This is a genomic window from Rhodococcus erythropolis R138, assembly GCF_000696675.2.
GTDB classification, from domain to species: domain Bacteria; phylum Actinomycetota; class Actinomycetes; order Mycobacteriales; family Mycobacteriaceae; genus Rhodococcus_F; species Rhodococcus_F erythropolis.
Window position 1 is genome coordinate 6,153,577 of record NZ_CP007255.1, and the last position, 25,850, is coordinate 6,179,426.

General features: G+C 61.8%; 25 protein-coding genes and 1 riboswitch. Of the genes, 17 read left to right on the forward strand and 8 right to left on the reverse strand.

Going from position 1 to position 25,850, the window contains the following annotated elements:
• The first annotated feature begins 127 nt into the window (after nt 1-127).
• The 10 genes from H351_RS28225 (at nt 128) to H351_RS28270 (ending at nt 9,922) form a co-directional block, all read left to right on the forward strand.
• Nucleotides 128-967 (forward strand): MlaE family ABC transporter permease, encoded by an 840-nt coding sequence (locus H351_RS28225; protein WP_020968384.1) that lies wholly within the window; start codon nt 128-130, stop codon nt 965-967.
• Nucleotides 967-1,812, forward strand: a complete 846-nt coding sequence (locus tag H351_RS28230) for an MlaE family ABC transporter permease (protein ID WP_020906104.1) — start codon at nt 967-969, stop codon at nt 1,810-1,812. Before H351_RS28225 ends, H351_RS28230 begins: the two co-directional genes overlap by 1 nt.
• Nucleotides 1,809-2,993 carry an MCE family protein gene (locus H351_RS28235; RefSeq protein ID WP_029254431.1) on the forward strand — a complete coding sequence of 395 codons (1,185 nt, stop codon included), beginning with the start codon at nt 1,809-1,811 and terminating at the stop codon, nt 2,991-2,993. Before H351_RS28230 ends, H351_RS28235 begins: the two co-directional genes overlap by 4 nt.
• Nucleotides 2,990-4,000: an MCE family protein gene (locus H351_RS28240; RefSeq protein WP_020968382.1), complete on the forward strand. Its 1,011-nt coding sequence runs from the start codon at nt 2,990-2,992 to the stop codon at nt 3,998-4,000. The genes H351_RS28235 and H351_RS28240 overlap by 4 nt, the downstream gene beginning before the upstream one ends.
• Complete coding sequence (locus H351_RS28245) at nt 3,997-4,989, forward strand: MCE family protein (RefSeq protein WP_029254430.1); 993 nt, start codon at nt 3,997-3,999, stop codon at nt 4,987-4,989. Before H351_RS28240 ends, H351_RS28245 begins: the two co-directional genes overlap by 4 nt.
• On the forward strand, nt 4,986-6,065 hold the full coding sequence (locus tag H351_RS28250; protein ID WP_029254429.1) for an MCE family protein: 1,080 nt from the start codon (nt 4,986-4,988) through the stop codon (nt 6,063-6,065). The genes H351_RS28245 and H351_RS28250 overlap by 4 nt, the downstream gene beginning before the upstream one ends.
• A complete protein-coding gene (locus H351_RS28255; protein WP_029254428.1) occupies nt 6,065-7,138 on the forward strand; it encodes an MCE family protein in 1,074 nt (357 codons plus the stop codon). The genes H351_RS28250 and H351_RS28255 overlap by 1 nt, the downstream gene beginning before the upstream one ends.
• Nucleotides 7,135-8,373: an MlaD family protein gene (locus H351_RS28260; protein ID WP_029254427.1), complete on the forward strand. Its 1,239-nt coding sequence runs from the start codon at nt 7,135-7,137 to the stop codon at nt 8,371-8,373. The genes H351_RS28255 and H351_RS28260 overlap by 4 nt, the downstream gene beginning before the upstream one ends.
• The gene (locus H351_RS28265) at nt 8,370-8,924 is read left to right on the forward strand and encodes a hypothetical protein (protein ID WP_020968377.1); all 555 of its coding nucleotides are present in this window, start codon (nt 8,370-8,372) and stop codon (nt 8,922-8,924) included. Before H351_RS28260 ends, H351_RS28265 begins: the two co-directional genes overlap by 4 nt.
• Nucleotides 8,925-9,040: 116 nt before the next feature.
• Nucleotides 9,041-9,922, forward strand: coding sequence for an HhH-GPD family protein (locus tag H351_RS28270; protein WP_029254426.1), 882 nt, complete (start codon nt 9,041-9,043; stop codon nt 9,920-9,922).
• Here H351_RS28270 and H351_RS28275 read toward each other — a convergent pair.
• Together H351_RS28275 and H351_RS28280 are read right to left on the reverse strand one after the other, a co-directional pair.
• Entirely contained in the window at nt 9,919-10,941 is a 1,023-nt protein-coding gene (locus H351_RS28275) for a hypothetical protein (RefSeq protein ID WP_244891410.1), read from the reverse strand. The genes H351_RS28270 and H351_RS28275 overlap by 4 nt on opposite strands.
• A 70-nt stretch (nt 10,942-11,011) precedes the next feature.
• On the reverse strand, nt 11,012-11,827 hold the full coding sequence (locus H351_RS28280; RefSeq protein WP_244891411.1) for a hypothetical protein: 816 nt from the start codon (nt 11,825-11,827) through the stop codon (nt 11,012-11,014).
• A 383-nt stretch (nt 11,828-12,210) separates the two neighbouring features.
• Here H351_RS28280 and H351_RS28285 point away from each other — a divergent pair, with 383 nt between their 5' ends.
• Together H351_RS28285 and H351_RS28290 are read left to right on the forward strand one after the other, a co-directional pair.
• A complete protein-coding gene (locus H351_RS28285; protein WP_029254423.1) occupies nt 12,211-14,829 on the forward strand; it encodes a helix-turn-helix transcriptional regulator in 2,619 nt (872 codons plus the stop codon).
• 38 nt (nt 14,830-14,867) lie between these two features.
• Nucleotides 14,868-15,293 (forward strand): HIT family protein, encoded by a 426-nt coding sequence (locus tag H351_RS28290; RefSeq protein WP_019746817.1) that lies wholly within the window; start codon nt 14,868-14,870, stop codon nt 15,291-15,293.
• On the opposite strand, the gene H351_RS28295 is transcribed toward H351_RS28290, so the two are convergent.
• Nucleotides 15,278-16,015: an alpha/beta fold hydrolase gene (locus H351_RS28295; protein ID WP_029254422.1), complete on the reverse strand. Its 738-nt coding sequence runs from the start codon at nt 16,013-16,015 to the stop codon at nt 15,278-15,280. The genes H351_RS28290 and H351_RS28295 overlap by 16 nt on opposite strands.
• A 45-nt stretch (nt 16,016-16,060) precedes the next feature.
• Between H351_RS28295 and mhuD the strand changes: the two genes are divergently transcribed.
• The 3 genes from mhuD (at nt 16,061) to H351_RS28310 (ending at nt 17,583) form a co-directional block, all read left to right on the forward strand.
• Nucleotides 16,061-16,369 (forward strand): mycobilin-forming heme oxygenase MhuD, encoded by a 309-nt coding sequence (gene mhuD / locus H351_RS28300; protein ID WP_007726927.1) that lies wholly within the window; start codon nt 16,061-16,063, stop codon nt 16,367-16,369.
• An 88-nt stretch (nt 16,370-16,457) separates the two neighbouring features.
• Nucleotides 16,458-16,596: riboswitch (cobalamin riboswitch) on the forward strand.
• A 25-nt stretch (nt 16,597-16,621) separates the two neighbouring features.
• Nucleotides 16,622-16,816: a CbtB domain-containing protein gene (locus H351_RS28305; protein ID WP_003945915.1), complete on the forward strand. Its 195-nt coding sequence runs from the start codon at nt 16,622-16,624 to the stop codon at nt 16,814-16,816.
• Entirely contained in the window at nt 16,807-17,583 is a 777-nt protein-coding gene (locus H351_RS28310; protein ID WP_019746815.1) for a CbtA family protein, read from the forward strand. Before H351_RS28305 ends, H351_RS28310 begins: the two co-directional genes overlap by 10 nt.
• Before the next feature lie 59 nt (nt 17,584-17,642).
• Here H351_RS28310 and H351_RS28315 read toward each other — a convergent pair whose 3' ends face one another.
• Nucleotides 17,643-19,478 (reverse strand): flavin-containing monooxygenase, encoded by a 1,836-nt coding sequence (locus H351_RS28315; RefSeq protein WP_029254421.1) that lies wholly within the window; start codon nt 19,476-19,478, stop codon nt 17,643-17,645.
• Nucleotides 19,479-19,618: 140 nt separating this feature from the next.
• The gene (locus H351_RS28320) at nt 19,619-20,764 is read right to left on the reverse strand and encodes a hypothetical protein (protein WP_029254420.1); all 1,146 of its coding nucleotides are present in this window, start codon (nt 20,762-20,764) and stop codon (nt 19,619-19,621) included.
• Between the two features lie 219 nt (nt 20,765-20,983).
• On the opposite strand from H351_RS28320, the gene H351_RS28325 reads away from it, so the two are divergent.
• A complete protein-coding gene (locus tag H351_RS28325; protein WP_029254419.1) occupies nt 20,984-21,763 on the forward strand; it encodes an acetoin reductase in 780 nt (259 codons plus the stop codon).
• Between the two features lie 77 nt (nt 21,764-21,840).
• Nucleotides 21,841-23,109, forward strand: coding sequence for a GAF domain-containing protein (locus tag H351_RS28330; RefSeq protein ID WP_021342794.1), 1,269 nt, complete (start codon nt 21,841-21,843; stop codon nt 23,107-23,109).
• Here H351_RS28330 and H351_RS28335 read toward each other — a convergent pair.
• From H351_RS28335 to H351_RS28345, 3 genes are read right to left on the reverse strand one after another with little or no spacing between them, the layout of a single operon-like run.
• Nucleotides 23,088-23,732: a DsbA family oxidoreductase gene (locus tag H351_RS28335; RefSeq protein ID WP_232816808.1), complete on the reverse strand. Its 645-nt coding sequence runs from the start codon at nt 23,730-23,732 to the stop codon at nt 23,088-23,090. The two genes, H351_RS28330 and H351_RS28335, sit on opposite strands and share 22 nt — an antisense overlap.
• A 55-nt stretch (nt 23,733-23,787) precedes the next feature.
• Nucleotides 23,788-24,441 (reverse strand): response regulator, encoded by a 654-nt coding sequence (locus H351_RS28340; protein ID WP_019746809.1) that lies wholly within the window; start codon nt 24,439-24,441, stop codon nt 23,788-23,790.
• A 48-nt stretch (nt 24,442-24,489) separates the two neighbouring features.
• On the reverse strand, nt 24,490-25,845 hold the full coding sequence (locus H351_RS28345) for a sensor histidine kinase (RefSeq protein ID WP_029254418.1): 1,356 nt from the start codon (nt 25,843-25,845) through the stop codon (nt 24,490-24,492).
• Between the last annotated feature and the right edge of the window lie 5 nt (nt 25,846-25,850).

A 25,850-nucleotide genomic window follows, 5' to 3' on the forward strand; every position in this document is an offset into this window, starting at 1 on the left:
CCGAATTGGAACTTACTTCAGAGTCAGTTTCCTGATACCGTCTCCGAACGTGACCTGGAGCACTTCGACCTTCCGAGTGTGATCGAAGAAACCCGACCAGAACGATTCGGCCGGAAAGGGGGATGGCGTGAGCACTGAAGTTGGAACAACCGGGGACGCAACGCCTGCCTCCCCCGCCAAGACGAACATGTTCTCGAACCTGCTGTCCGAGATCGGACTGCTGTTCACCTTCACCGTTCGCGTATGCGTCGCCGCTTTCACAACTCTGCGACACAAGCGCCTCGCCTGGCGTGAGGCGCTCGACCAGATGTGGTTTCTCGCCCACGTCACCTCGGTCGCTTCGGCACTGGTGATGATTCCCCTCGGCGTGGGCGTAGCTCTCCAGATCGGTTCGCTCGCAGACCAAATCGGCGCGGGTTCATACAGCGGTGCAGTCGTCGCGTTCCTCATCATCGGACAGGCCGGACCGCTGGTCTGCGCCCTGATCATCGCCGGCGTCGGCGGTTCCGCAATCTGCGCAGATTTGGGAGCGCGCACGATCCGCGAAGAGATCGATGCGCTCGAAGTACTGGGCCTGCCGGTGTTGGAACGCCTGGTCGTGCCGCGGATGATCGCAATTGCCGTCGTCTGCCTCCTGCTGAATTCGATAGTTCTCGTGATCGGTTTGGGCGCAAGCCTCTTCGTTCACGTCCTGATACTCGACGGCAACGCACAGAGCTTCCTGCGCAATCTTGTTCAATTCAGTCAACCGAGCGACTTCGTCGTCTCTGGTATCAAAGCCGTTGCCTTTGCTCTCATCTCGGGAATCGTGGCCTGCTACAAGGGCCTGACCGTCAAGCGCGGAGCTCAAGGCGTCGGCGACGCAGTCAACGAGACCGTCGTGCTCTCGTTTGTCCTCGTGTTTGTCGCCAACCTCGCAATTACCCAGTTCTACCCGCTGTTCGTCTCGGTGAAGGGTGCCTACTGATGCACCTGCCCATCGCAATTCGTGCCAAGCGGGCCAGTTCGCGCACCGTCGACGGTCTGAGTCGACTCGGCGATCAGTTCACGTTCCACGCGCGTGTCATCACCTCGATTCCGGCAACCCTCAAGCGATATTGGCGTGAAGTCGCCCGTCTCGTCGCCCAGGTGGCATTCGGTTCGGGCACCCTGCTCGCCGGCGGCGGCAGCGTCGTCGTGATCTTCGCGATCTCGTTCTTCGCAGGTTCCCAGATCGGACTCGAGGGCTACCGCGGACTCAACCTCGTCGGCCTCGCACCGCTGTCCGGCGTGATGTCCGCCATCGCGAATACTCGTGAGGTCGCACCACTCGTTGCCGCAATCACCTTGGCTGCCAAGGTCGGAACTGGATTCACCGCGCAACTCGGAGCCATGCGGATCTCCGAGGAAATCGACGCACTCGAAGTCATGGCGATTCCCTCGCTGCGATACCTGGTCACCACCCGAATGATCGCGGCGCTCATCGCGGTGGTCCCGCTGTACCTGGTCGGCCTGTTTGCTTCGTACATGGCAACGGCGCTTGCGGTGATCCGGGTCAAAGGCCAGTCGGAGGGAACATACGGCTACTACTTCAGTCTTTTCCTCTCTCCCAACGACATCTGGTTGTCGTTGATAAAAGTCATGGTGTTCGCGGTCGTCGTGACCCTCGTGCACTGCTACTACGGTTATACCGCGACGGGCGGACCTGAAGGCGTCGGACGAGCAGCCGGGCGAGCGCTGCGCACCAGCATCGTCTTCCTGGCCTTCACCGACGTCGCCATGACCATCGCGCTCTGGGGACTCAAACCTCAGGTGCCCGGGTTGACCGGATGATCGTCACGGGCACCAGTCGAATTGCACTGGCACTGCGTGGTTTACTTGCGATAGTCCTGCTGATCGTCGCCTACGTCTTCTTGTTCAGCAGGGGCACGGACACGTTCAGTTCCACACCGCAGGTCAGTGCTGTCGTCCCTGCCAGCGCCGGTGCGCTGCGAGTCGGATCCTCGGTTCAGTACCGCGGCGTCGTCGTCGGTTCGGTCGCCGATATCGAGCCTGGCACCACCGCTTCCACCATCTCACTCGCAATCGACGAGGGTGCATTCGAAGACATACCGTCGACAAGTCAGGTGCGACTGATGCCTCGCAACATCTTCGGCGACTTCTTCGTGGACTTGATTCAACCTGACGATCTCTCGCACGGTCCTGCTCTCGCGCCGGGTACCGAGTTGGTATCAGATCAGTCCGAAGTCGCGGTCCAGCTCTACCAATCGATCTCACGGATCTACTCGCTCGTTTCTTCCCTCGACCCCGCCGACATCAACGTGGCGCTCACGGCAGTCTCGGATGCGATGAGCGGCAAGGGAAACCAGATCGGTGAGTCTCTCGATTCAGTCCACCAAGCGTTGGTCGGTGCGCAGCCCGTCATCGACGGACTCGGTGACGACCTCGACGACATAGCCACGCTCGCCGACAGTCTCTCGACGAGTGCGCCCGACATGCTCGCCGCATTCGAGAACTCCATCACCACATCCAAGACCGTCGTCGAGAAATCCGACGGATTGGCGGGGCTTCTGCGAGCAGGCACCAGCACGGGATCTGCTGCCACGAGTCTGATCGGCGACAATCGCGACCGCCTGATCACCTTGGTCGACGACGCCGATTCCCTCACCGGTGCAATCACTTCGCGGCCGGACCACATCACTACCTTTTACAACGGCCTGCGCAATCTCACGATCAAACTCCCGCCCGCATTGGCGCACGGTCCCTGGCTCAGCACTGACTTGCGCCTGTCTGTCACAGATCTATATCCGTACGGAAAGACCGACTGCCCACAATACGACGGGACCCGCGGCCCCAACTGCCCTGCCGCCGCGACCGCGTTCGGCGGAACCGTCGGCCCGGTCGGCAGCCCTGCCGAACAATCCCTGATCTCAGCTATCACCCAGGGCGGTACAGCTTTGGACACTCTCGTGGCGGGGCCGGTATTTCGCGGCACGACGGTGGTGGGCGGATGAGCGTGAAGAAATCTCTGATCAGGTTCGGACTGTTTGCCGCGCTGTCGATTCTCGCCACCGTGGTCGTGGTGAGCACTCTGATCAACCCAGTCTCCGGGTCTAGTTCGCAGTACCGGGCCGTCTTCGTCAATGCCTCCGGCCTGGTCACCGGCAGCGATGTTCAGATCGCCGGGGTGCGAGTAGGGCGCGTCGACAGCGTCGAGTTGGTGAACAACCAAGCCGTCGTCGGCTTCGAACTCGAATCTACACAACGTATTCCGACCGACGGTCGGGCTGTGGTGAGGTATGCAGATCTGCTGGGGGCACGGACGATCTCGATCGAACCCGGACAGGGCGAACTCGTAGCCGGCAACTACCTCTCCCCCGGAGCCACAATTCCCGTGGAACAGACTCAGCCGGCGATCGACCTCACCGACATCCTCGGCGGTTTCCGTCCCCTGTTCGACGCACTTGACCCCGCAGAAGTCAACAAGCTTGCCGCACAAGTCGTCCAGGTATTCCAAGGACAAGGTTCCACCATCGAAAGCCTGCTGGAGCGCACAGTTGCCGTCACCGAGAACTTGACGTCCCGAGACGCGATCTTGGACCAACTACTGACCAACCTCGACCGGGTACTCACCGTCACGACGACGAATCGACCCAACTTCGTCGAGATGATCAACACGCTCGACACGCTGGTAGGCGGTTTGGCACAGGATCGCCAACAGATCTCGGCCGCAGTTGATTCCGCAGGTGCCCTGACTTCTTCCCTTCAGGACTTGGTGACGCGCGTGGAACCGGACTTGGCTGGCGCGCTGACTTCGATCGATCAGTCGGCCAGCGTCGTCGTCGACAATCGTGAGTCGCTGGCGACCGGTATCACCGCTTTCGATCAACTGTTCACCCAATTGGGAATCGCAATGAGCTACGGCAGTTGGGCGAACATCTACATCTGTAACTTCCGGCTCAGCGCGCTGGACCAATCGGTGACTCTCGGCGGCCCCGAGCGTTCGGCGGTGTGCCGATGAACTGGCTCACCGTCAAGAACCCGGTCCGCAACGGAATGATCTGCATTCTCGTCGGAGTCTGTGTCGTTCTGGCCGCACTCGTTGTCCCTCAACTGATCTTGAAGGTCAAGACCAACGAGTACAACGCCGTGTTTGCCAACGCCACCGGATTGACGCAGGACGATCCGGTCAACGTCGCGGGAGTCCCGAGCGGGGTGGTCACCTCGTTGGCGGTCAGCGGCAACTCCGTTGAAGTCACCTTCCGACTCGACGACGGCGTCACTCTCGGCGAAAACTCGCGCGCGGACATCAAGATCTCGACTCTGCTCGGCCGACGCTCGCTAGACATCACTCCGAACGGATCGCGCTCGTTACCCGGAGGTTCGACCATTCCCATCGAGAACACGAGTGTTCCGTTCACTCTCGACGATCTCGGACGAGGAGCACAATCCACTTCGGAAAACCTTGATCTGCAACAACTGCGAAACATGCTGACCGTGGTGTCCGACAACTCACCGGACGATCCCGAACTCATTCGCCGCTCGCTCGAGGGAATCGACGCACTCTCCGGAGTAGTCAACGACAACGACGTTGCGCTCCGTTCCCTTCTCACCGGAGCGCAGCAGACGACCGCAACACTGATCGAGCAGAAGGACACTCTGGAAACCCTTCTGGGAAATGCGGACCTGGTGATGGCCACGATCGCCGACCGGCGAGATGTGCTGAATGCGCTTGTACAAGACCTCAATCAGTTGAGCACCACACTTGCCCAGTTCCTGGGTGACAACCAGGCATTGGTCAACTCGGTCATGGGAGACATCCACGAGGTGACGGGAGTTCTTTCCGAGAACGAACAATCACTGACCACGTTGCTCGACAACTTCGCCCCCAGCGTTCGGTACGTCACCAATGCGACCGGTAACGGCAACTGGCTCGACCTCAACTCACCCTCCACCCTAATCCCGGACAACTGGTTGTGCGTCGTCGGGCTCGTTCAGGGGTGTCGATGACCACGACCGTCAAGAAGCTCGCCGTGCTGGCAGCGATAATGATCTGCGCGATCGGTGCGGTCCTGTTCGTCACGCGTGACGAACACCAACTCACTCTCACTGCCGAATTCACCTCGACCGACGCCATCTTCACCGGCAACACGGTGACTATTCTGGGAGTTCCCAGCGGGAGGGTCGAGAGCGTCACGCCGGAAGGGTCCCGGGTACGAGTGGCGATGAGCCTGCCATCCGGAACACGCATACCGGCCGACGCGCAGGCCTGGGTCCTGTCTCCTTCGGTCATCAGCGACCGCACGATCGAACTCGGCCCCGGCTACGAGGACGGTGAGTTCCTCGCGGACGGCGCAGTGATCCCTCTCGAACGAACTCACTCCCCTCTGACATGGGACCAGCTCACCGCATCGGTGAACGAACTGACGGTGGCGCTCGGCCCTGGCGCGGACGGCGGTGGGATCGGTGACCTCATCGGAGAAGGCGCCCACGCGTTGGACGGCAACGGGCAAGCATTCAACGATGCCGTTCGGTCCATCTCACAGGCTAGTTCGGTGCTGGCGGGTGCAAGTCCCGACATCTCCGAACTGGTGAAGAACCTGAACACCCTCGTGCAGTTGATCGCGGACAACCAGACCAAGGTCGACTCGCTGTCGAATTCGGTGACAGTCACCGCCCGCGCGTTCAGTACCCAGCGAGAAGACATCAGCGGGGCGCTCGATTCCCTGACCACGTTGCTCGGACAGGTCTCAGCGCTACTCGCCGAACACGGCGAGGCGGTCACCGCCGATCTGGGTGCGCTCGCACAGTTGGCCGGTGCAGTCGCGACCAAACAGGACCAACTGCGCGAGATCATCGAAACGGCACCAACGGGATTCGAGAACGTCGCCAACCTCGTCACCGAAGAAGGCCGAGCCAGAGCGCGATTGAACGTCGCCACCGATCTCTCACAGTTCGACACGACGCGAGAACTGTGCGAGAAGATGCCGATTCCGCTGTGCACCGGGCCTGGGATCGTCAATCCCATCGAATTTCCTTCGGCAGGCAGCTCCGACCTGGCACGCATCCTCGGTGGGGGCAACTGATGGCGTCGAACAAGTCCGTGGTGAGCGTTGTCGTGGCACTTGTCATCGCGGCGCCGTTGACCGGCTGCAGTCTCAACTTCCAGCACCTCCCCCTCGGGCGCGGTCTGCCAGGAGAGTCGTACCCGCTGAACATGGAATTCGTCGATGCGTCATTACTCCCCGTCGGCGGCGAGGTGCGGATCGGCCAGGCAGTGGTCGGCAGAGTCACGTCGATGAGCGCGGAAACCTTTGCAGCCGTGGTACATACCGAAATCGAATCGAACATCGAACTACCCGTCGGCACTCGCGCTCGGATCGAGCTGTCCACCCCGATCGGCGACGCATTTGTCAACCTCGAAGTTCCGGTCGATCCAACGGGCCCCAGGCTCGAACCAGGTTCCACCATCGCGCGAGCGGAGACCGTGCGCGGACCCGATGTCGCACAACTGCTCGGCGCCGTCGGAACTCTGTTGAACGGCAGCGGGTTGGCGCAGGTCAAGAACATCGTCAGTGAGGCTGATCAGATTCTCGACGGCAGGGAGGAGACGATCCGCGATCTGCTTGCGCGCCTTGACACTTTTCTCGGAACACTTGACGACCGAAAGGAATCGATCAATTCGGCACTGAATTCCCTGAACCGGCTCAGCGCTCTGATCGGTGACGAGAGCGCCACCATCGACGAAGGCTTGCGAACACTCACACCCGCATTGGGCGTGATCGCCGACCAACGACAACCGCTCCTCGATCTACTCGATGAAACCGATCGGCTCAGTACCGCAACCAATTCCGTGCTCGACCAGTCGGCCGACCAGATCTCCGAGATCACCGGACGACTGTCACCCATCCTCGACCAGTTCTCGGCAATGGGCCCGACTCTGAGTGAGACCATGTCCAACCTGGACAACGCGAGAGTGCTCCTCGAGCGCGCCAGCCCAGGTGATTACGTGAACATCGACCTCGACGTCGATGTCGAGGGCACCGTGACCGGGGTGCTCAACGAGATAATTCCGGGCGCCGCACCGCCACTGCCACCTCTGCCCGCCTCCGATCGGGAACTGCCGATCACGACACCCCTGCAAGGAGGAACGCGATGAAGAACCGAACCGTCTATTTCGAGATCGTCGCCTTTCTCCTCATCGCGGTGGTCAGCACGACGTACGTGCTCCGACAAGTAGGTGCCGGAGATCCCTTCACCGGAACATTCTCGGTCACCGTCGAATTGGAGAACGCGGCCGGAATCGCTCCGGGTTCGGAAGTGGCCTATCGCGGAGTCACCGTCGGCGACGTCGAGTCGGTGGAGGTGGACTCTGCCCAGGACCTCGTCGTGATGACGTTGAGCATCGCCGCCGACCAACAGATCCCCAGCGATTCGCATGTGGCCATCAGCCAGGACACCGCCGTTCCGGTATTGAAAGTTCAGTTGTCCTCGCAGACCGACGGCGGCCCGTATCTGGTTGAAGGTTCGGTTGTTCCGACTGAGCGCACTTCGATCCCGGTCGCGTTGGGAACCGTGATTGCGAATTTCAACGCTGCTGCGGACACCGTCGATCCGGCAGACCTACGGACCCTCTCGCACGAACTCGGTGAGGGATTGAACGGATTGGGTCCGGATCTGCAGGCGCTCGTCGACAACTTCGACGTGCTCGCGCGCACTGTCCAAGCCGATCAACCGCGTGTCAACACACTCGTCGAGAACTCGCGCTCACTGTTCACTGCGAACGAGGAGAATGTTGACGCTCTTCCCGAAGTTGCACTCACACTTCGCCAATTGACAGATCAGGTACGAAACTCCGATCCGCAACTGCGCACACTCCTCGATCGAAGCCCGAGTGTTCTCGACAATCAGATACTGCCTCTCATCGAACAGAGTCGTGAGCCGTTCAGTCTGCTGTTGGCCAATTCTCTCGTCTCCACTCAGATCGTCACTGCACGGATGCCCGCCGTCGACGCCTTGTTGGTGGTGGTGCCCAAAGGATTCGAGAAGTTCGGAAGTATCGTCAAAGACGGACGGGCACAGCTTGATCTGATCACAGCACTCGGACCGGTCTGTATCTACGACACGCCCCGGCGATCGGTACAGGACACCTCACCGAGCACGCTCGACAAGAACCAACACTGCGCGGACCAGTCGGGCCGGATCCAGAATCGCGGTTCGCAGAACGTCCCCACCGGAACTGGAACGATCGACGGGGTTGCCGAATACGATCCTGCCCTCGGCACAGTTGCGACCGGTGACGGAACGTCGATTCGTCTGGGCCTCAACGGTGGTCAGAACACCGTTCTCGGTGACAACTCGTTTGCCGCACTACTAGTACAAGGAACGCAATGACCGAGACACCCCAGTCCGAGACACCCCAACCCCAGACTCCTGAGAGTCCGACACCCACAATCGTCGAAAAGCCCAAGCGGCTTCGCAAGCAGACCTTGTTGATCGTTGCCGGCGTCCTGGTCGTGGTCGCGGCGCTCGGATGGGGCGCATTCGCGACCTGGCAGAAATCGGCCGACGAAGACGCGCGTACCAGCGCACTGGACAGCGGACGGCAATTCGCCACTGATCTTGCGACGTACAACTTCCAGAACCTCGATCAGAATCTTTCCGTGGTGCGTGACAACTCTGTCGGCGAGTTCGCCGGTCAGTACGCCCAGGTGGCAGCCAACCTGCAGAACATGATCGTGCAGTATCAGGCGACCTCGTCCGCTCAGATCATTTCAGCCGGGCTGGCGAGCAGTGATCGCGACAACGCCGAGGTGCTCGTGTTCCTCGATCAGACGATCACCAATACCAACTCCCCCGATCCGAGGATCGACCGTAACCGCATGCAACTTTCTCTGGTCCGCGAGGACGGCGAGTGGAAACTGAGTAACGTGCAGTTGTTGTGACCCGAAGGTCTGGCGTCACAGGCAGCCGTGTCGGTGACTGCCGATAAAGTGGCGTCCACAAGTCGACGTGTCCTTCGTCGACCAGGAGCACAGGTTCGAGGAGTGTGTCGGTAGCAGTGGCAGTGGAATCTTCGGTGCTACTGAAGTGGTACTCCGAGACGGCTCGTGACCTGCCGTGGCGACGCGAGGGCGTCAGTGCCTGGCAGATCCTGATGAGCGAGATCATGCTCCAGCAGACGCCGGTGGTGCGCGTTGCGCCCATCTGGGAAGAGTGGGTGGAGCGCTGGCCGGTACCGTCCGCGATGGCAGCGTCGAGTCAGGCAGAAGTACTTCGCGCGTGGGGCAAACTTGGTTACCCACGACGCGCGCTTCGGTTACACGAATGCGCGGGCGTCCTGGCCGCCGAGCACGGTGACGTGGTGCCGGAAGACGTCGACACCCTGCTCTCGCTACCGGGAATCGGTTCGTACACCGCCCGCGCCGTGGCGTGCTTCGCCTACGGACAGCGAGTGCCGGTGGTGGACACCAACGTACGACGCGTAGTTGCGCGAGCCGTCCACGGCAATGCGGAACCAGGCAATCCGTCCAACACGCGAGACCTCGCCGACGTCGCGGCGCTGCTGCCACGGACACGAGCGCGCGCCGCCACCTACAGCGCCGCTCTCATGGAACTCGGTGCACTGATCTGCACTGCGCGGACGCCGAACTGCGAGAACTGCCCTTTGCCGAACTGCGCGTGGGTCGCTTCGGGCAAACCGGCACACACCGGACCACCCAAGAAGGTGCAGAAGTTCGCGGGCACCGATCGCCAAGTTCGCGGAAAATTGATGGCCGTTCTGCGCGATAGCCACCGTCCGGTCGAACGCGCGCAACTCGACATCGTCTGGCCGACCGATCCTGGTCAGCGTGACCGCGCACTACATTCCTTGTTGGTCGACGGACTGGTCGAGCAGACCGATGACGGCCTGTTTGCACTGGCTGGAGAAGGTACGCCCTAGCCCACTCGCATCGGGTCGCATGCTTCTGCTGGTTCGACGGTCTGGGGTGGTGCAACTTCAGGATCCGAACGCCGAAACGCAGCGGGAACGACGGGTACCACCGGGTCGCAAGGCGGGAGCGTCAGGATCGGTAGGGCCGCTCCGGACGGTGGCCCGCTCGTCGGGTTCGCCGGCTCGGCGCCGACGTTCGGGCGATCAGTGGACACCGCTCGCGACCCGTCCGGCGACAGAGCGATCAGCAATCCCGTCAGCATGAGCAGGAGCGGCAGCACTATCGCCGCCGCCCACCGGATTCTGTTGACGGGCTGAACAGCCGCGCCGCCAGCGGACCTGACCTCGCTCCCCCGATCGGCCGCCACCAGCGCAGCGCCTATCGCCAGTTGGGCGCGCTCGCCGAGATACAGGAAGCCGAGCCCTACCGATTCGGCGGCTTCGGCGGACAACTGCCGTGACTCTTCCTTGCCGAGCATGGCGACGAGCATCTTGGGCACGGGGTTTCGTTCAGCGACGAGCAGGTCCAATGTCGCAGCAAATGTCGAGCTGTCTGTAAGCAACTCGGCGGTAGCGTAACGGTGCGCCGAGTCCACGACGCCCGCGCGCGGATCGATGGCAGCGATCACAGTCTCACTGCCGTCCGGCCAGAATGCGAGAATCGGCGAAATACCATTCAGGGCGTCGACCGTCCGCAAGTAGGCAAGGCGAGCGTCCAGACCGTTGACCAACTCGATGTTCTCGAAAGTGCTGGAGGACAATGAATCCGGGACAAATTCGCGCACGTCCGCGCGCTCGCACATCACTCCGACGACGGTGGGGCACAGGTTCGAGCGCAGGGCCCGACCGGTGGCGACCTCGGCAGCGGAGGCGAGCGCGCGTGCCGACGCTTGCGCAGAGGGAACAGTCCCGTTCGCGCCCCACGGATGACGGAACTCGTCGATCGAGCCCAGAAGGGGTGTGTCCGCATCTACGAGAGCTGTTGAAATGGAATTGTTTTCGAATACCACGCCCAGGCTTTCACGCACTGGATCCTCCATTGACTGTTTCCAACTGGTTCTGAACTGTTTCAGGTGTTGCTATCACTGTGGAGCTGTATCAGAACGTCAGGCCACCGACCGCCATTGCGCCTGGTTCCAACACCACGTCCACCGGCGCTCGGCCGTCGACCGTGACGCGATACGTCCCCGGCAGGAGTCCGACAAACGAGAAGCGACCCTCGAACGGTTTCACCGTCCGCGCTATCGCGTGCCCGCATTGATCGACGCCGTTGATCACCACCGCCTCCGAGATGCCCGACGTCACCAGACCTGAGATCCGACCATCTGCCGAGACAGCTGTCCCCTGGTCTCTCCGACCACCAACAGAATTCCCTTGTGGATCACACACTCCCGGGGTGGTCGCCACCCGCACGGTGACATCGTCCGACCGCACGCGAGCCGCCCCTCGATCTGCGGTGACCAGTGCAGCAATCGATAGACCGTCGGCGTCTTCCCGCTTTCCCGCAGTCATCGTCGCTGTCCGGGTGAAGTACCGGTCCGCTTCCAGATTGCCTATCAGGCAATGTAACCCGAACTCGTCGACACCCGAGCCGTCTCCGCAGTAGTCAGGCACGGAGGGTAGAACGAAACCTCGAGGCACCGGAAGCTGCACGACCACGTCCGAGAGCGGGTTGCCCCGGACGCCGATGTCTACGACATACGTCACCGGATCACCCTCTCGGACAATACCGTTGGACGGTCCGGTATCGAGCCCTGGACCGTCACCGGGGTCGAAGGGCGGCGCACCGTCAATCGCCGTCAACTCGACGGTGAAGGGAGAAGCGGACTCTCCCTCGGCTGCCAATCGAACATCCGACTGCATCGGTAGCGCACCGAGCGCAGCTGCGCCGACAAGTAACACTCCTGTCACCACGACTGCGCCTCGCACTCTTCGGGCGCACGCTCTCGGTCGGAGTCGGACCGTAACCGCCTTCGACCACACCTCTGACAGACGAGTTCTCACGACGCTCCTTCGATGGCCGACCCTCGGGGCCCGGTCGGGCACTCTCGACCAGATTTGGCGAATCCCGAGCTACGTTCAATAGAAGTCGCTCGAGGGACTCGAAAGCCAATGGTGACGGCATGATTATGTGGGTGAACTTCTCTCACCCGGGGTGAAGTCGCGGGTGAATTGCCCGGGATGACACGCTCTGGATTCGCACCAGCTACGCTCCTCCCTGTAGATAGATGGATCGAGACAATCCGCCCAAATCCGCCAATTAGCGTGGGGCGTGAAAGCAGAAAGGGTCCGCGTTGATGTTCGGGAGGGACGGCCACGACTGGGCAGCTATTCCCGAAAGGCGCACTCTCACCGAGTCGATTCCTCGGCAAGCACTGTTCGCGAAACTGGATCGACGCGCCGCTCTGACCGTCGTCCGTGCACCGAACGGCCACGGGAAATCGTCGTTGATCGCATCGTGGCTGCGCGCCCATCTGGCATCCGAACGAATACTCGTCTGGGTCTCGGCCCCACAGCCCTCGTCGACACTCGAAGATTTCTGGGCCGTTGTCCTCGATCGAATCCACGCTGCCGGAATCGCACTGCCCGACGTCGACGATCTCGCCGATCCTTTCACCGCTGCCGCCAAATCCCTGAACGCCCTCAGCCGCCCCGTACTGCTCGTGCTGATCAGGCCGGATCTGATATCGGAACCAGAGTTGGACGATCAGTTGATCGATCTCCTCACCCTCTGCCACAACCTGGACCTCGTGGTCACGCTCTCGGGATTCGGCATGTTCGCCGAGCCATACCTTCTCGACACGGATCACGAGGTCATCGGCGCCGATGAGCTGTTGTTCACGACATCCGATACCGCCCAATTGCTGGAACAGGCGGGGGTGCGCACGGCTGAGGGTGATGCAGAACAAATCACATCCCTGACGGGTGGGCTGCCCGCATTGGTTCGCGCCGCAGTCGCCGCCGTCAGGGACTCACGTAACAGCAACCGTGAGCGGGAGATCAAAACGAACACCGCGCAAGCGATAGACGATTACGTGACTGATTCCGTTCTCGCCACCGCTGAGCGCCTAAAGCAACATGAGTTCCTACTCGCGACCGCCTTTGGTCGATCGATCACCGTCGGCGTCGCCACAATGCTGTTCGAGTCCCAGCGCCCTGACACTGCCGAAACCGTTCATGAGATCCGCTCGCGGCTCGTGACGCTGGAGACAGCCGGCTTGTTGTCGCGCGTCGAGGCCGAAGCCGACGAAACATGGGAATTGCCTCCCGCCATTCGACGATCGATACTCGCGCACCACACTCGCGTGGGAATCGATCCGTCGCAACGTCTTTCATTCCTCGCTCACAATCGACTCGACAACGGTCATCACGCGTCGGCGCTGGACTACGCGGTCGAGGCACAGAACTGGACCCTGGCAGTAGACATCGTCGAACAACATTGGGTGACGATGATCGTGCATAACCTGGACTCGGTTCGCTCCGCCCTCCAACGGATTCCGGCGGAAGCTGCCGACAAGCACTCGGCCGTTGAGGCCGGGCGTGCCTTGTTCACGATGCATCCGAGCAAGCGATCCACGGCAATCGACTTGCTACCCGAATCGCCGGCCGAACTGTGGGAACTCGGCGCCCAACCCAGCGCGAAGGACGCCTTGAGCATCGCCTGCGTTCAATCGATCATGCTCAGGATGGCCGGTGAATACGGGCTCTCGGCAGAGACCACCAGGCGGCTGTCTCACCTCAGCCGCAGTGCGCTGGAAAACAATCCGGAAGCGGTCAGCGCACAACTCCCCCTGATGCGACTTCAATGGGCGATCAATTTTCAATTGAGCGGCAGGTTCACCGAATCCACGATCAAGGCTCGAATGGCATACCACGGCGCCCTGTCTCACGGAGTCGACTTCATCGCTCGCAACTCTGCGGGTAGTGCCGCCCTGAATTGGGCTTTGGCAGGTGAGCCGCGGCAGGCCAGACACTGGTTCGAACTCGAACAGAAGCATCCTGACCCCGGGGGTTGGCTCGAACCTGTAGTCAAGATCGCCGGCTTGACGGCACGGGCTCTCGCCGCTCTCGACACACTCGACTTCGGTGACGCACGTATCGCACTGACCGACCTCGGCGTTCCGTCCGACACCGAGGAGCTATGGGCGTTCGTCGTCTATGCGCACAGCCAATTCGCCCTGACTCAGAGCAGTGCATCTTCCGCTCTGCCCTTGCTCCACAACGCGATTGGAGTGCATTCCAAGCAGTACACGGCCACGTCTTTCGCGCTTCCTCTGCTGCAATCCGCAGAAATCGATCTCCTGCTCGCACTCGGCGAGGGAAACAAGGCGACGGCTCTGGCCAAGGAAATTGCCGATCCTGCAGCCAACCCGTGGACGCTCGCGTCGGTGGCGCGTTTACGTCAGCGAATCGGCCAGAACGAGGCCGCTGTGGCGCTGTGTCATCAGTTCGACTGGTCTGGCGAATCCTATCCGCGGGCACAGATGGAATCGCTTCTGGTGCAAGCGGTTGCACACTCCGAGCTGGGTGAGCCTCGACTCGCCTCTCAGGAGTGGTCCAGAGCGTGCAGTATCGCGGACCAAACCGGACTTCTGCGTCCGTTCGCGACCATCGGATCGGCGGACGTCGAGAAACTCGAATCGATGGCAGTAACAAAATCGCGTGCACTCGCCGAGTTCTCGAAAAGTGCTCCTGCGGAATCATTTCCGGGATCCGTACGTATCGTGGAGCTGACCGAACGCGAACAGAAGGTCCTCTCACTCCTGGCGCTCGGCATGGGGTCGGCCGCGATGGCCGACAAACTGTACGTGTCCGTCAACACCGTCAAGACTCAACTGCGCACTCTCTACAAGAAGCTCGACGCACACAATCGAAACGAAGCGATCACGAAGGCACGTCAGCTGCGCCTGCTGTAGTCCCGGGTCGGATCTGATTCGGACTACATTCTGTAGGCATGAGCACCGATACCTGTGTCTTCTGCAAGATCGTCGCGCTGACCGAGCCGGCGATTCTCGTCCACGAGAGCGAGACGACTCTTGCATTTCTCGACGCCCGACCGGTGAGTCGCGGGCACACCCTGGTGGTCCCCAAGCGTCATGCAGAAAACCTCGATGCTCTCGAAAGCCACGAGGGCGCAGAGATGTTCCGCGTCGGCACGCTCATCGCCGGAGCTCTACGCCGCTGCGACATCGCCGCTGACGGAGTCAACTTTCTGGTCAACGACGGGCGTGCCGCGGGCCAAACCGTGTTCCACTCGCACCTCCACGTCGTCCCCCGCCATCGCGGCGACAAGGCGAAGTTCGCTGCCGGACTCCTGGCCAGGCGAGCCGTCGAACTGGAGCAGGTGGGCGCGTCGATCCGCAGTCAGCTCACCGTCTGAAGGAATTCCGTCACCACTTCGCGATAGCGCTGCGGTTGATCGTCGTGAACCAGGTGGCCTGCATCGGCAATACGTACGTACCGAGTTCCCGGCCTCTCGGCCATCTCTCGCATCTGTCCCTCGGGGGTGATGGTGAACTCTCCCTCGATCAGCAAGGTCGGCACGTCGATCGCCTTCCACTGATCCCAGAAATGCCTCGTGCCCCACTCCTCCGAGATGTCGCGGAAGGTCGACACCTCGCCGTGCAGGTACCACCCGTCGTCGCGGCGGTCGAAAGAGTCGAGAAAGTACTGGCCGGCGACGGGCCCGAAGAATTCCTTCATCGCGTCCTCGGAAGCAAACGGCTGCGGCCACGCCGAGATCATCTGAGCCCAATCCGCGGCGGTGCGTCCGCGAAAATCCGGAGCCATGTCTTCGAGGACCAGTGCACAAACCTTTTCGGGATGCGATGCGGCGAAGCACCACGCGTGCAGAGCCCCCATCGAATGGCCGATCACGATCATCGGCTCCTCGATGGACGCAACGGCAGATGCCAGGTCGTCGACGAATGCCTCGGTGGTCAGCTCTGACGGCGCGGGCCGGCCGTGACCGGCGGCGTCGAACGTGTAGACGTGGCCGAACTCGCGGATCCACGGCACCTGGCGTCGCCACGTCCTCGAGCTGCCCATGAGGCCGTGCAACAACAGAATCGGTTGTCCTGTTCCACCTTCGTCATGCAACACGAGTGTCACGGTACGCGGTGAAGGTGCGCGGGTAATGTCGCTTGCATGGCAGTCGTGAAGATCAATGCAATCGAGGTCCCCGAGGGCGCCGGCCCCGAACTGGAGAAGCGCTTCGCAGCACGCGCTCATGCAGTCGAGAACTCCCCGGGCTTTCTCGGATTCCAACTCCTCCGCCCCACCGCAGGTGAGAGCCGTTACTTCGTGGTGACGCAGTGGGAGTCCGAGCAGGCGTTCGCCGATTGGCGTGACGGCCCTGCCCGCGAAGCCCATTCCGGCGAGCGTGCGAAGCCCGTCGCTTCGGGTGCGTCGTTGCTCGAGTTCGAAGTTGTCCTGGACGTCGCCGCAAAGAGCTGATCTCGAACGATTGTGCCCGCCTTGGCGGGCACAATCGACGGTCATCTCGGCTTCACGCGTTGACACGGTGCGGGCAGTAGTGCAAAAGTTCGCATGTAAACGCGATGGTCCGACAGGAATCCGGTGAAAGCCCGGAGCGGTCGCGCCACTGTAATTCGAGGTGAAGTGCCTTTTTCGGCACGACTATTTCGACAGCCAGACACTTCGGCCATCGCATGGACCTAGGGGACGCGAAAATCCCAGGAGGCTTCGATGGCTCTCGCCTATTCTCCCGATACGTCGATCGATTCGACTCGTCTTGCTTTCCTCGCCGCTGCAGTAGTTCTGTTCGCGATGCTCGCTCTCTACCTGGTCGGATTCGACCAGGGCGCTATCTCTCGCACCGGCATGTACATGCATGAATTGATGCACGACGGTCGACACTTGATGGGCCTGCCGTGCCACTAGTCGACAATTTCACGAAGCTTCTCATTCGTGGTTTGTTGGCTGGTTTGATCGCAGGCATCCTTGCCGGCGGAGTTGCATTCGTGCTGGGTGAACCGCACGTCAATGCCGCCATTGCGATCGAAGAAGCCAACAGCGCCACCGGTGAGGTTGCCGGCGAAGCCGCTGGGCATTCGCACGGTGACGAAGAAGAACCACTGGTGAGCCGCGACGGGCAGCGCGCCGGGCTGTTCCTGGCCACAGCGCTGGCCGGACTGGCACTCGGGGCGATCTTCTCGGTCGTTGCCAATTACGCTCGACGACTCACCGGAATGTCCGGGCCGTTGTTGGCGATCACCATCGCCGTCGGTGGTTGGCTGGCCATCGAGGCCGTGCCCTTCTTCAAGTACCCGGCCAATCCGCCGGCCGTCGGAGATCCCGACACCATCAACCAGCGCACACTGCTGTGGCTGGCCGCCGTGATTCTCGGGCTACTGTCCGTCACCGCGGCAGCAGCGGCGGCAAAGGCAGTTTCCGGGCACGAGTTCCTCAGCGTGCGCATCGCTGCTCCGGTGGCTGCGTTCCTGGTGATCGCCACGATCGGTTACGTCTCGCTTCCCGGCATCAACGAGGTGGGCGAGGACTTCCCGGCAACTCTGCTGTGGGAGTTCCGACTTTCCTCGCTCGCTACGCAGGCGACGCTCTGGCTCGTACTCGGGTTGGCATTCGCCTTCCTCACCGAGCGCGCGACCAAGAACACCGAAGTAGCAAAGAAGTACGCCCTTCGCTGAACCTGCTGTGCGCCTTTATTAACCGCGGGCGGTTAATAAAGGCGCACAGCAGTTCTATTTCAGCTCAGGTGATGCACTTCCTGCAGTCCGTACACCGGCGTCGGGATGCCCTCGTAACGCGCCTTCAACTGCAACGCCAAGTACAGCGAGTAGTGGCGCGACTGGTGCAGATTGCCTCCGTGGAACCACAGCGCTTCCTGCTGCGTCGGCTTCCACATGTTGCGCTGCTCGCCTTCCCACGGTCCCGGATCCTTGGTGGTGTTCGACCCCAGGCCCCACACCTTGCCGACCTTGTCGGCGGTGTCCTGACCGATCAGATCCGCCACCCAGCCGTTCATCGAGCCGTAGCCGGTCGCGTAGACCACCACGTCGGCAGGCAATTCCGTACCGTCTTCGAGGATCACGCTGTTCTCGGTCAGCTCACGAATGTTGCCGTGCGCGAGCTTGATGTCCCCGTTCGCGACCAGTTCGGCCGCGCCTACGTCGATGTAGTACCCCGAGCCGCGGCGTAGGTACTTCATGAACAGACCTGAACCGTCGTCGCCCCAGTCGTGCTCGAAGCCCGCCTTCTCGAGGCGATCGTAGAAATCCTTGTCGCGCTCATGGATTGCGTCGTACACCGGGATCTGAAACTCGTGCATGATCCGGTACGGCAGCGAACCGAACGTGAGGTCTGCCTTGTGTGTCGTCATGCCCGCGGCCAGTGCTCGCTCCGAGTACAGATCGCCCAAGCCCAAATCCATCAGCGAATCCGACTTCACGATGTGCGTCGAGCTGCGCTGCACCATCGTGACGTCGATGCCGTTCTCCCACAGTGCGCCGCAGATGTCGTGCGAGGAGTTATTGGCCCCGATCACGACGACCTTCTTGCCCACGTACTGATCCGGGCCGGGGTGCTTGCTCGAGTGGTGCTGATCGCCGAGGAACTTGTCCTGCCCGGGGAACGTCGGAACGTTGGCCTTGCCGGACATACCCGTCGCCATCACCAACTGCTTGGGACGCAACGTCAGCTTCTCGCCGTTGCGGTTGACCTCGACGGTCCATTCCTGGGTCTTCTCGTCGAACGACGCAGAGGTGCAGGTCGTGGAACTCCAGTACGGAACCTCCATGACCTTGGTGTACATCTCGAGCCAGTCGCCGATCTTGTCCTTGGGCGCGAACACCGGCCAGTTGTCGGGGAACGGCATGTATGGCAGGTGGTCGTACCAAACCGGGTCGTGCAGGCACAGGGACTTGTAGCGTCCGCGCCACTGATCACCCGGCCGCTCGTGGCTGTCGATCACGATGGCCGGAACTCCGAGTTGGCGCATCCGGGCACCGAGGGCGATGCCTCCCTGTCCGCCGCCGACGATCACGACGTAAGGCTGTGTGGTGTAACCGAGTTCGCGATCCTCGATCTCCTTCTGCTCGGCCCACGTGATGCGGTTCGGGTCTGCTCCGTGCTTGGCTCCACGAGGCCGGCGAGTGCCCTTACCTTCTTCGTGTCCCTTCAATTCCTGCAACGACGTCAGCAGGGTCCAACCTTCATCTCCTTTCAAACGAAGGTGCCCGTGCGCGCGACCGGTTGCAGTCTCGAATTCGATCCAGGCCGACGTGACGCCGTCGGCTTCGTCGGGTGTCTCGGTGGTCCGGAATCCCGAAGGATCGGTGTCGTCGAGACGCTCGGAGAGCATGTCGGCAATCTGCTCGCGACCTTCGACGGTCTTGATGTTCCAGGTGAACGACACCAAGTCTCGCCAGAAGCTGTCGAGTGCAAATTTGCCTGCCACACGCTCGATGTCACGAGCCGCGAGGGCCGACTCGAAATCCGCCAGCCAGGCGTCGACGCGTTCCTGAGGTGTCACCGCCGTCAACTTCACCTCGGGGGTGACTGCGGAATCGATGGTTTGCGTCATCACTTCTCCTTGTTTGTGAATGTGACACACAGCACATCCCATAAGTGGCCCCGGTCACAAGCGTTGCAGTCTGTTGCAATCAGCGGGCGCGGTGCCGCCGCCCGATACCGGTTACCCGCACCGATGTGCGGGCAACCGACTCACCCCTCAGTAGGCTTGAATTTGCCGAGTCCCAGCGACTGAAATCCCACGACGTAGAACAGCGTCCACAACACGGCCCAGTCCACGAAACCCAGTGCATTGCCGTGCAATCCGTCGACAACTGCCGGCTCGTGAAGAATGTGCTCTGCCGCAAAGCGGTAATAGAACAAGAATGTGACCACCGCGAGCGCAAACGTGAGCAGCGCGCGGATCGCCAGGTTGACCCCGTCCGCAAAGCCCGTGGGCTTGTTACCGAAGGCGTTGGCCCAGAAGATCATCCAGAAGGCCCAGCACACACCGAGCTGCGCCGGGAACTGATGGACCACACCACCCAACTCGGCAACGGCATCGCTTCCCACCAACACCTTCACGACCGGAAGTGCCACGAAGTACAAGCCGGTTCCGACGGCGAAGTTACCGATCGTGGCTGCGAGCGCCGTCTTACCGCCGCCGCCGAACAGTCGCCACGGCCAGTTGTCGAGCGTCTGGCCAGTCAGGATCACGACCACCACGACGCAGTAGAACCACCCGAGTACGGTGTCGACGGTCATCAACGGATCCGTGGCGGACAGCGACACGGACGGCAGACCGAACACGAAGTACAGCGCCAGCGTCGGAACGGCGACAAACGCGATCTCACACAAACCCACCAACGGCTGCTTCATCCCTAGGGAAGTCCACGGCCAATGCTGCCAGTTCAGGACCACCATCACCCAGGTCCCGAAGCCGAAGAGCACGAACAGCGCACCCGCGAAATATCCGAGGCCGCCCTCACGATCGGCCGCGAAATCCGGGTACAAACTCCCCAAGCCGTTTGCCAGGAGCCACGTCACCACGACGGCGAAGGCCGCGGTCGCGACCATGATCGCCAAGCCTTTCGCCGACTGTGGGAGTCGATCGAAGCCGGCGAACTCGCAATTGAAGCCGATGAACACAACAAAAAGGATTGCCCAGAAAAGCGCCGCGTTGAACGGCAGAGGATAGAAACTCCAGGGACTGGTGGTCGGATCGGCCAGAAGGTACCAACTCGCCACGGCCAGCACGAGAACGATCACGAGGTTCGCGATCCCGAACCCGATCCAGCGGCGTGACGGTTGTCGGCTCGGCGTGGCCGGTTCCGTGGGTGTGTCGACTGTAGCGGTCATGTGCCCTCTCCCAGATTGTCTCGCAAGATGATTCGCGAAGTGGTGGCGCAACTATGGAACCGTCGCGCGGGGTACCGGGAGGGTTGCCGAGGGTTGCAACTGCTGTCCGATTTTCCGGAATTGCAACACGGTGCAACCCTTCCGCATTGTGGTCGCCGTCACATACAAATCACTCACCGGTTCACAACCGACTGGTTCACTGCTTACGAGGAGATCTGCATGAGCATCACGGGCAAGGTAGTACTGGTCACCGGCGCCGGCCAAGGAATCGGACGCGGAATCGCTCTCCGCCTCGCCCACGACGGCGCCGACATCGCGTTGGTCGACCTCGACCAGACCAAGCTGGATGCGGTTGCCGACGAGATCAGACAGATCGGTCGTCGTGCGACGACGTTTATCGCCGATGTCAGCGATCGCGCGCAGGTTCACGCCGCAGTCGAACACGCGCACAGTGAGTTGAGCGGATTCGACGTCATCGTCAACAACGCGGGAATCGCTCTCGTCGGCCCGATCTCCGATGCGACGCCGGACGAGGTCTCCAAGATCTGGAGCGTCAACGTCGACGGTGTCCTGTGGGGAATTCAAGCCGCAGCGGCAAAGTTCCAGGCGCTCGGTCAGCGCGGAAAGATCATCAACGCGTCGTCCATCGCCGGTCATGACGGGTTCGCCATGTTAGGTGTTTACAGCGCAACAAAATTCGCGGTCAGGGCCCTCACTCAGGCTGCGGCCAAGGAATACGCGACCGACGGAATCACCGTCAACGCGTACTGCCCCGGCGTCGTGGGCACCGACATGTGGGTGACGATCGACAAGAGGTTCGCCGAGTTGACCGGTGCACCAGAGGGCGCCACCTACGAGAAGTTCGTCGGCGGAATTGCGCTGGGTCGAGCTGAAACCCCCGACGACGTAGCCGGTTTCGTCTCTTACCTCGCTGGGCCCGATTCCGACTACATGACCGGGCAGGCCGGTCTCATCGACGGCGGTCTCGTCTACCGCTGACCGAGGTGTCTTCACTGAAAGCGGCGTCTTCGCCGAAAGCGGTGTCTTCACTGAAAAAGCGGTTGCCAGAGCCTGCGATGCCGCCCGGCGAGGATCCTCGCGACTACGCGAGGACCCTCGCCGCGGTGTACGACGCGACGATGGCCGGAGACCGCGCACCGGCCCGCCCAAGGGACGTGGTTCGCCAATCGTGGCAGCGCCTGCGCGAACTCGGTATCGATCCCGAGCACAGCCGGGTCGAACCGTCGATGGACGTCGCCGAACTCGATCTCCGTCGTCGTGAGTCCGGACTGTACGACGTGCTCGACGACGTGACACGCGGACTCGAATCGGTCACCGCGAGCGGTGAGAACATCATGGTCGTCGCAGATCTTCGCGGAACTGTACTGTGGCGCAGCGGGTCCCATCGCGTACTGGACCAAGCTGCGCGTCTGGGATTTGTCGAAGGGGCGAACTGGGCGGAGGACAGCGTCGGCACCAATGCCATCGGAACGGCATTGGTGTCACGACAGGCGGTTCAGATCTTCTCGGCGGAACACTATGCGCGCAGCCATCATCCGTGGACGTGTGCGGGGGCGCCCATCCGCGATCCGCGGGACGACCGTGTCATCGGCGTCGTCGACATCAGTGGTCCTGCCAAGACCGTCCATCCCACGACGCTCGCCCTGGTCGACGCCGTCGCACGCCTCGCTCAATCACACCTGCGCGACAAGCATCGGGACAATCTCGATCAACTACGTTCTGTTGCAGGGCCGATGCTTGCACGAAGCGGATCACCCGCATTGGTGATCGACACCCACGGATGGGTCGCAGCGGTCGACGCGTTACCTCATCGCTCGCGCGTGCTGCTCCCCGCAGCTTTGGCTCCCGGCAGGACATGGTTCCCGGCACTGGGCCTTTGCGAACTGGATCCGCTTCCCGGCGGGTGGCTGGTTAGACCGATCACCACCGGCGAGAGAATCAGCGCGCCCACGGTGCATATCGATCTGCGCGATTCCGAGAACATGTCGGTGACCGTCACGTCGGGTTTCGGCGAATGGGCATACGCCCCCACCCAACGACATGCGGAGATTCTGTTCCTCCTCGGATCCGAGAGACGGGGACTGACTGCATCGCGGTTGGCGCAAGATCTGTTCGGCGACCCGGCCCGCACGGTGACCGCGCGGGCCGAGATGTCGCGTCTGCGAAAGAACCTCGCCGGAGTTGTTGCAGCGCAGCCGTACCGGTTCGTCGATGCAGCGCACGTGACGTTGTCCTGCCCCGTGAACGGCGCACATCTGTTGCCGTTTTCGAACGCCCCGGCGGTGCGTGCCGCTCGCCTTACTCAGGCCGGTTCGGAGGCCTGAGTGAGCAACTGCAGAAACACCTCTTCGGGCTGAGCGCCGGACACGGCAACCGCACGGTTCGCGACAAAGAACGGAACGCCGCTGACCTGCAGTTGGCGGGCCATGGAGAGATCTTCGCGGACAGCCTCCGCTGCGGCATCGGAGCCCAGTTGCTCGCGCACGACATCGGCGTCGAGGCCGACGCTCACGGCCAGCTCGACCAGCACCTCACGGTCGTCGATCACCTTGCCGTCGCTGAAGTGCGCTTTGAACAGCGCTTCGAGGAGTTCGTTCTGCCGCTCACCCGCGAGATGCAGCAACCTGTGCGCATCAAAGGTATTGGCGGCGATCACGGTTTCGAAATCCAAGGTCAACCCGACCTCGGCGGCCGTCGCGCTGACGTGGGCGAACATCTGACGTACCTGATCAGGCGCCATCCCCTTCATCTCGACCAAGGCGTCGAGTTCGGTTCGGCCCTCTCCCACCGGGGTCTCCGGAGCGAGCTGGTACGAGCGCCAGATGACGTTGACGCGGTCCTTGTTCTCGAAACGATCCAGCGCCGAGAGGAACCTGGTCTTTCCGATGTAGCACCACGGACAAGCGACGTCCGACCACACTTCGATGGTCACGTCTTGGTCAATCACGATTTGATCAGTCACCGAAGGTGCAACAACGAACAGGGTCGGGATTAGTCCCGAGTCACGTGACCAGGCCACACCGGAACGCGATCAACGATGCACTCACGCGGTTGGGCACACCCAGCTTGGCGAACAGCGAAGAGATATGCGTCTTGACGGTGGTCTCACCGAGGTACAGCCGCTCCGCGATGACACTGTTGGCCGCGCCTGTCGCCAGGATTGTCAGCACTTCGCGCTCGCGCTCGGTGAGCGAAGCGAGCGGAGTCTGATCGGGCGCTTGCCGACGCGGCGACGAGGCCACGATGGCGCGCAGAGAATCGCAACTGAACAACGAGTGGTCCGACGCCACTACCCGCACCGCCTGCTGGAACGCCTGCGGAGCTGCGTCCTTGCTCAGGAAACTGTGCGCGCCCGCCTCGACTGCCTGCACAACCATGTCGTCGACGTCGAAGGCGGTCATGGCAATGACCTTCGGTGGATTGCTCATGGTCATCAATTCACGCGTGGCCTCCAAGCCGCCGACCCGTGCCATTTTCAGATCCATCAGCACCACGTGGGGACGAAAACGAGTGACCTTGGCTGCGACCTGATCGCCGTCCTCGGCCTCGGCAACCACCACGATGTCCGGCGCTGCTTCCAGGATGTCCTTCATCCCGCGCCGAACCCACGCGTCGTTGTCGACGATCAAAACTGTGATGCGCGAGTCAGCGTCCATAGTGCGCTCAGATTACCCAGTGTCCCCGACAGTTAGAGGGTGGGAGGGCTACGACGACCAGGGCACCCAGCAACTGACGAGGAAATCGTCCCCCAACGCGCCTGCCTCCACCTTGCCGCCGATCTCTCGCGCCTGTTCGGCCAACCCGCGTAGGCCGGATCGAGAACCGATCGACGTCATGGGTGCAAGCTCGCTCAGCTTGTTGCGTGCGAGGATGCGGATTCCGTCGTGCGGCGACCCGGTCACGGAAATGACGAGCATCTGGTCGCTCGCGTACTTCTGGACGTTGGTCAACGATTCCTGAACGACGCGATAACAGACATGCCCCGCCAACATTCCGACATCACCCGGGAGCAACTCGGATTCGAGACGGCAGTGGATGCCTGCCGCGCGTGCACCGTTGACCAGGTCACCGATCGCGTCGATCCCCTGGTGCCCACCGTGTTCGCGGCGATCACCGCTTCCCCTGAGCACTCCGACGATTCCCTTCAATTCGTCCAAAGCCTCGTGTGCGGTGGTTCTGATCATCGCTGCGGTGTTGACGACCTTCTCGGGATTGTCTGCCGCGCTGACCTGCAACCCGCCGGCGAACAACGAGATCCGGCTCAAACTGGCCGCGATCGTGTCGTGCATGTCTCGAGCGATCCGCGTTCGTTCCTCGGTGCGAATCATCTCGTCGCGCATCACGTCGGTTTTCTCGGTGGCCAGATCCCGTACGTGCTCGGCCTCGACGAGTTCGGTTCTGGTCCGAATCAGGAGCGAGAGCGCCACGACAATGCCGACCATGACGGCAGCGACGAGCCACGGGATCCAGATGGCGACGTCGTATTGAACAACCACCGAACCGTCTTTGGGTTTCGCGGTGCCCATCGTGAGAACGGAGTACTCACGATTTCGAAAAGCGTCGTAGGTCAACGAAATTCCGCACACGACGAAGACAGCTGCCGCGGCTGCTGCAAGCCGCGGCCCACGCGCGATCCGAGCAACGGCGAACAACGCGATGAGCGCCGCCGTCGCATCGGTGGGGAAGAACAGCGGGCCGACCAGCGTGATCGCCAGAACCACCCAGGGATGTTGATGGCGCCAGACAAGCGATATCCCACCGGCCACGCCCAGGACGAACCCGATCCCGACCAATGCCGGTGGCATATTTCCCGACGCGCCTGCGATGCCCACCGTCATGAAGGAACAGAAAAGGCTGAACGCGACGGCGGCGGTAGTCCATACGCGTCGTCGCACAACGGTTCCTTTGGTGGTGATCACCGGGCAAGCGTATCCACCGCCACCGACGCCTCGAATCAGCCGAACGGGTGGACGAACCGTCAAGCTCCGACCGAAAGGATGAGGCTCCCCGATCTTTCGACCGAAGCGGTGAGCGGTCCCCACATCGTTGACTTGTGCCATACCAA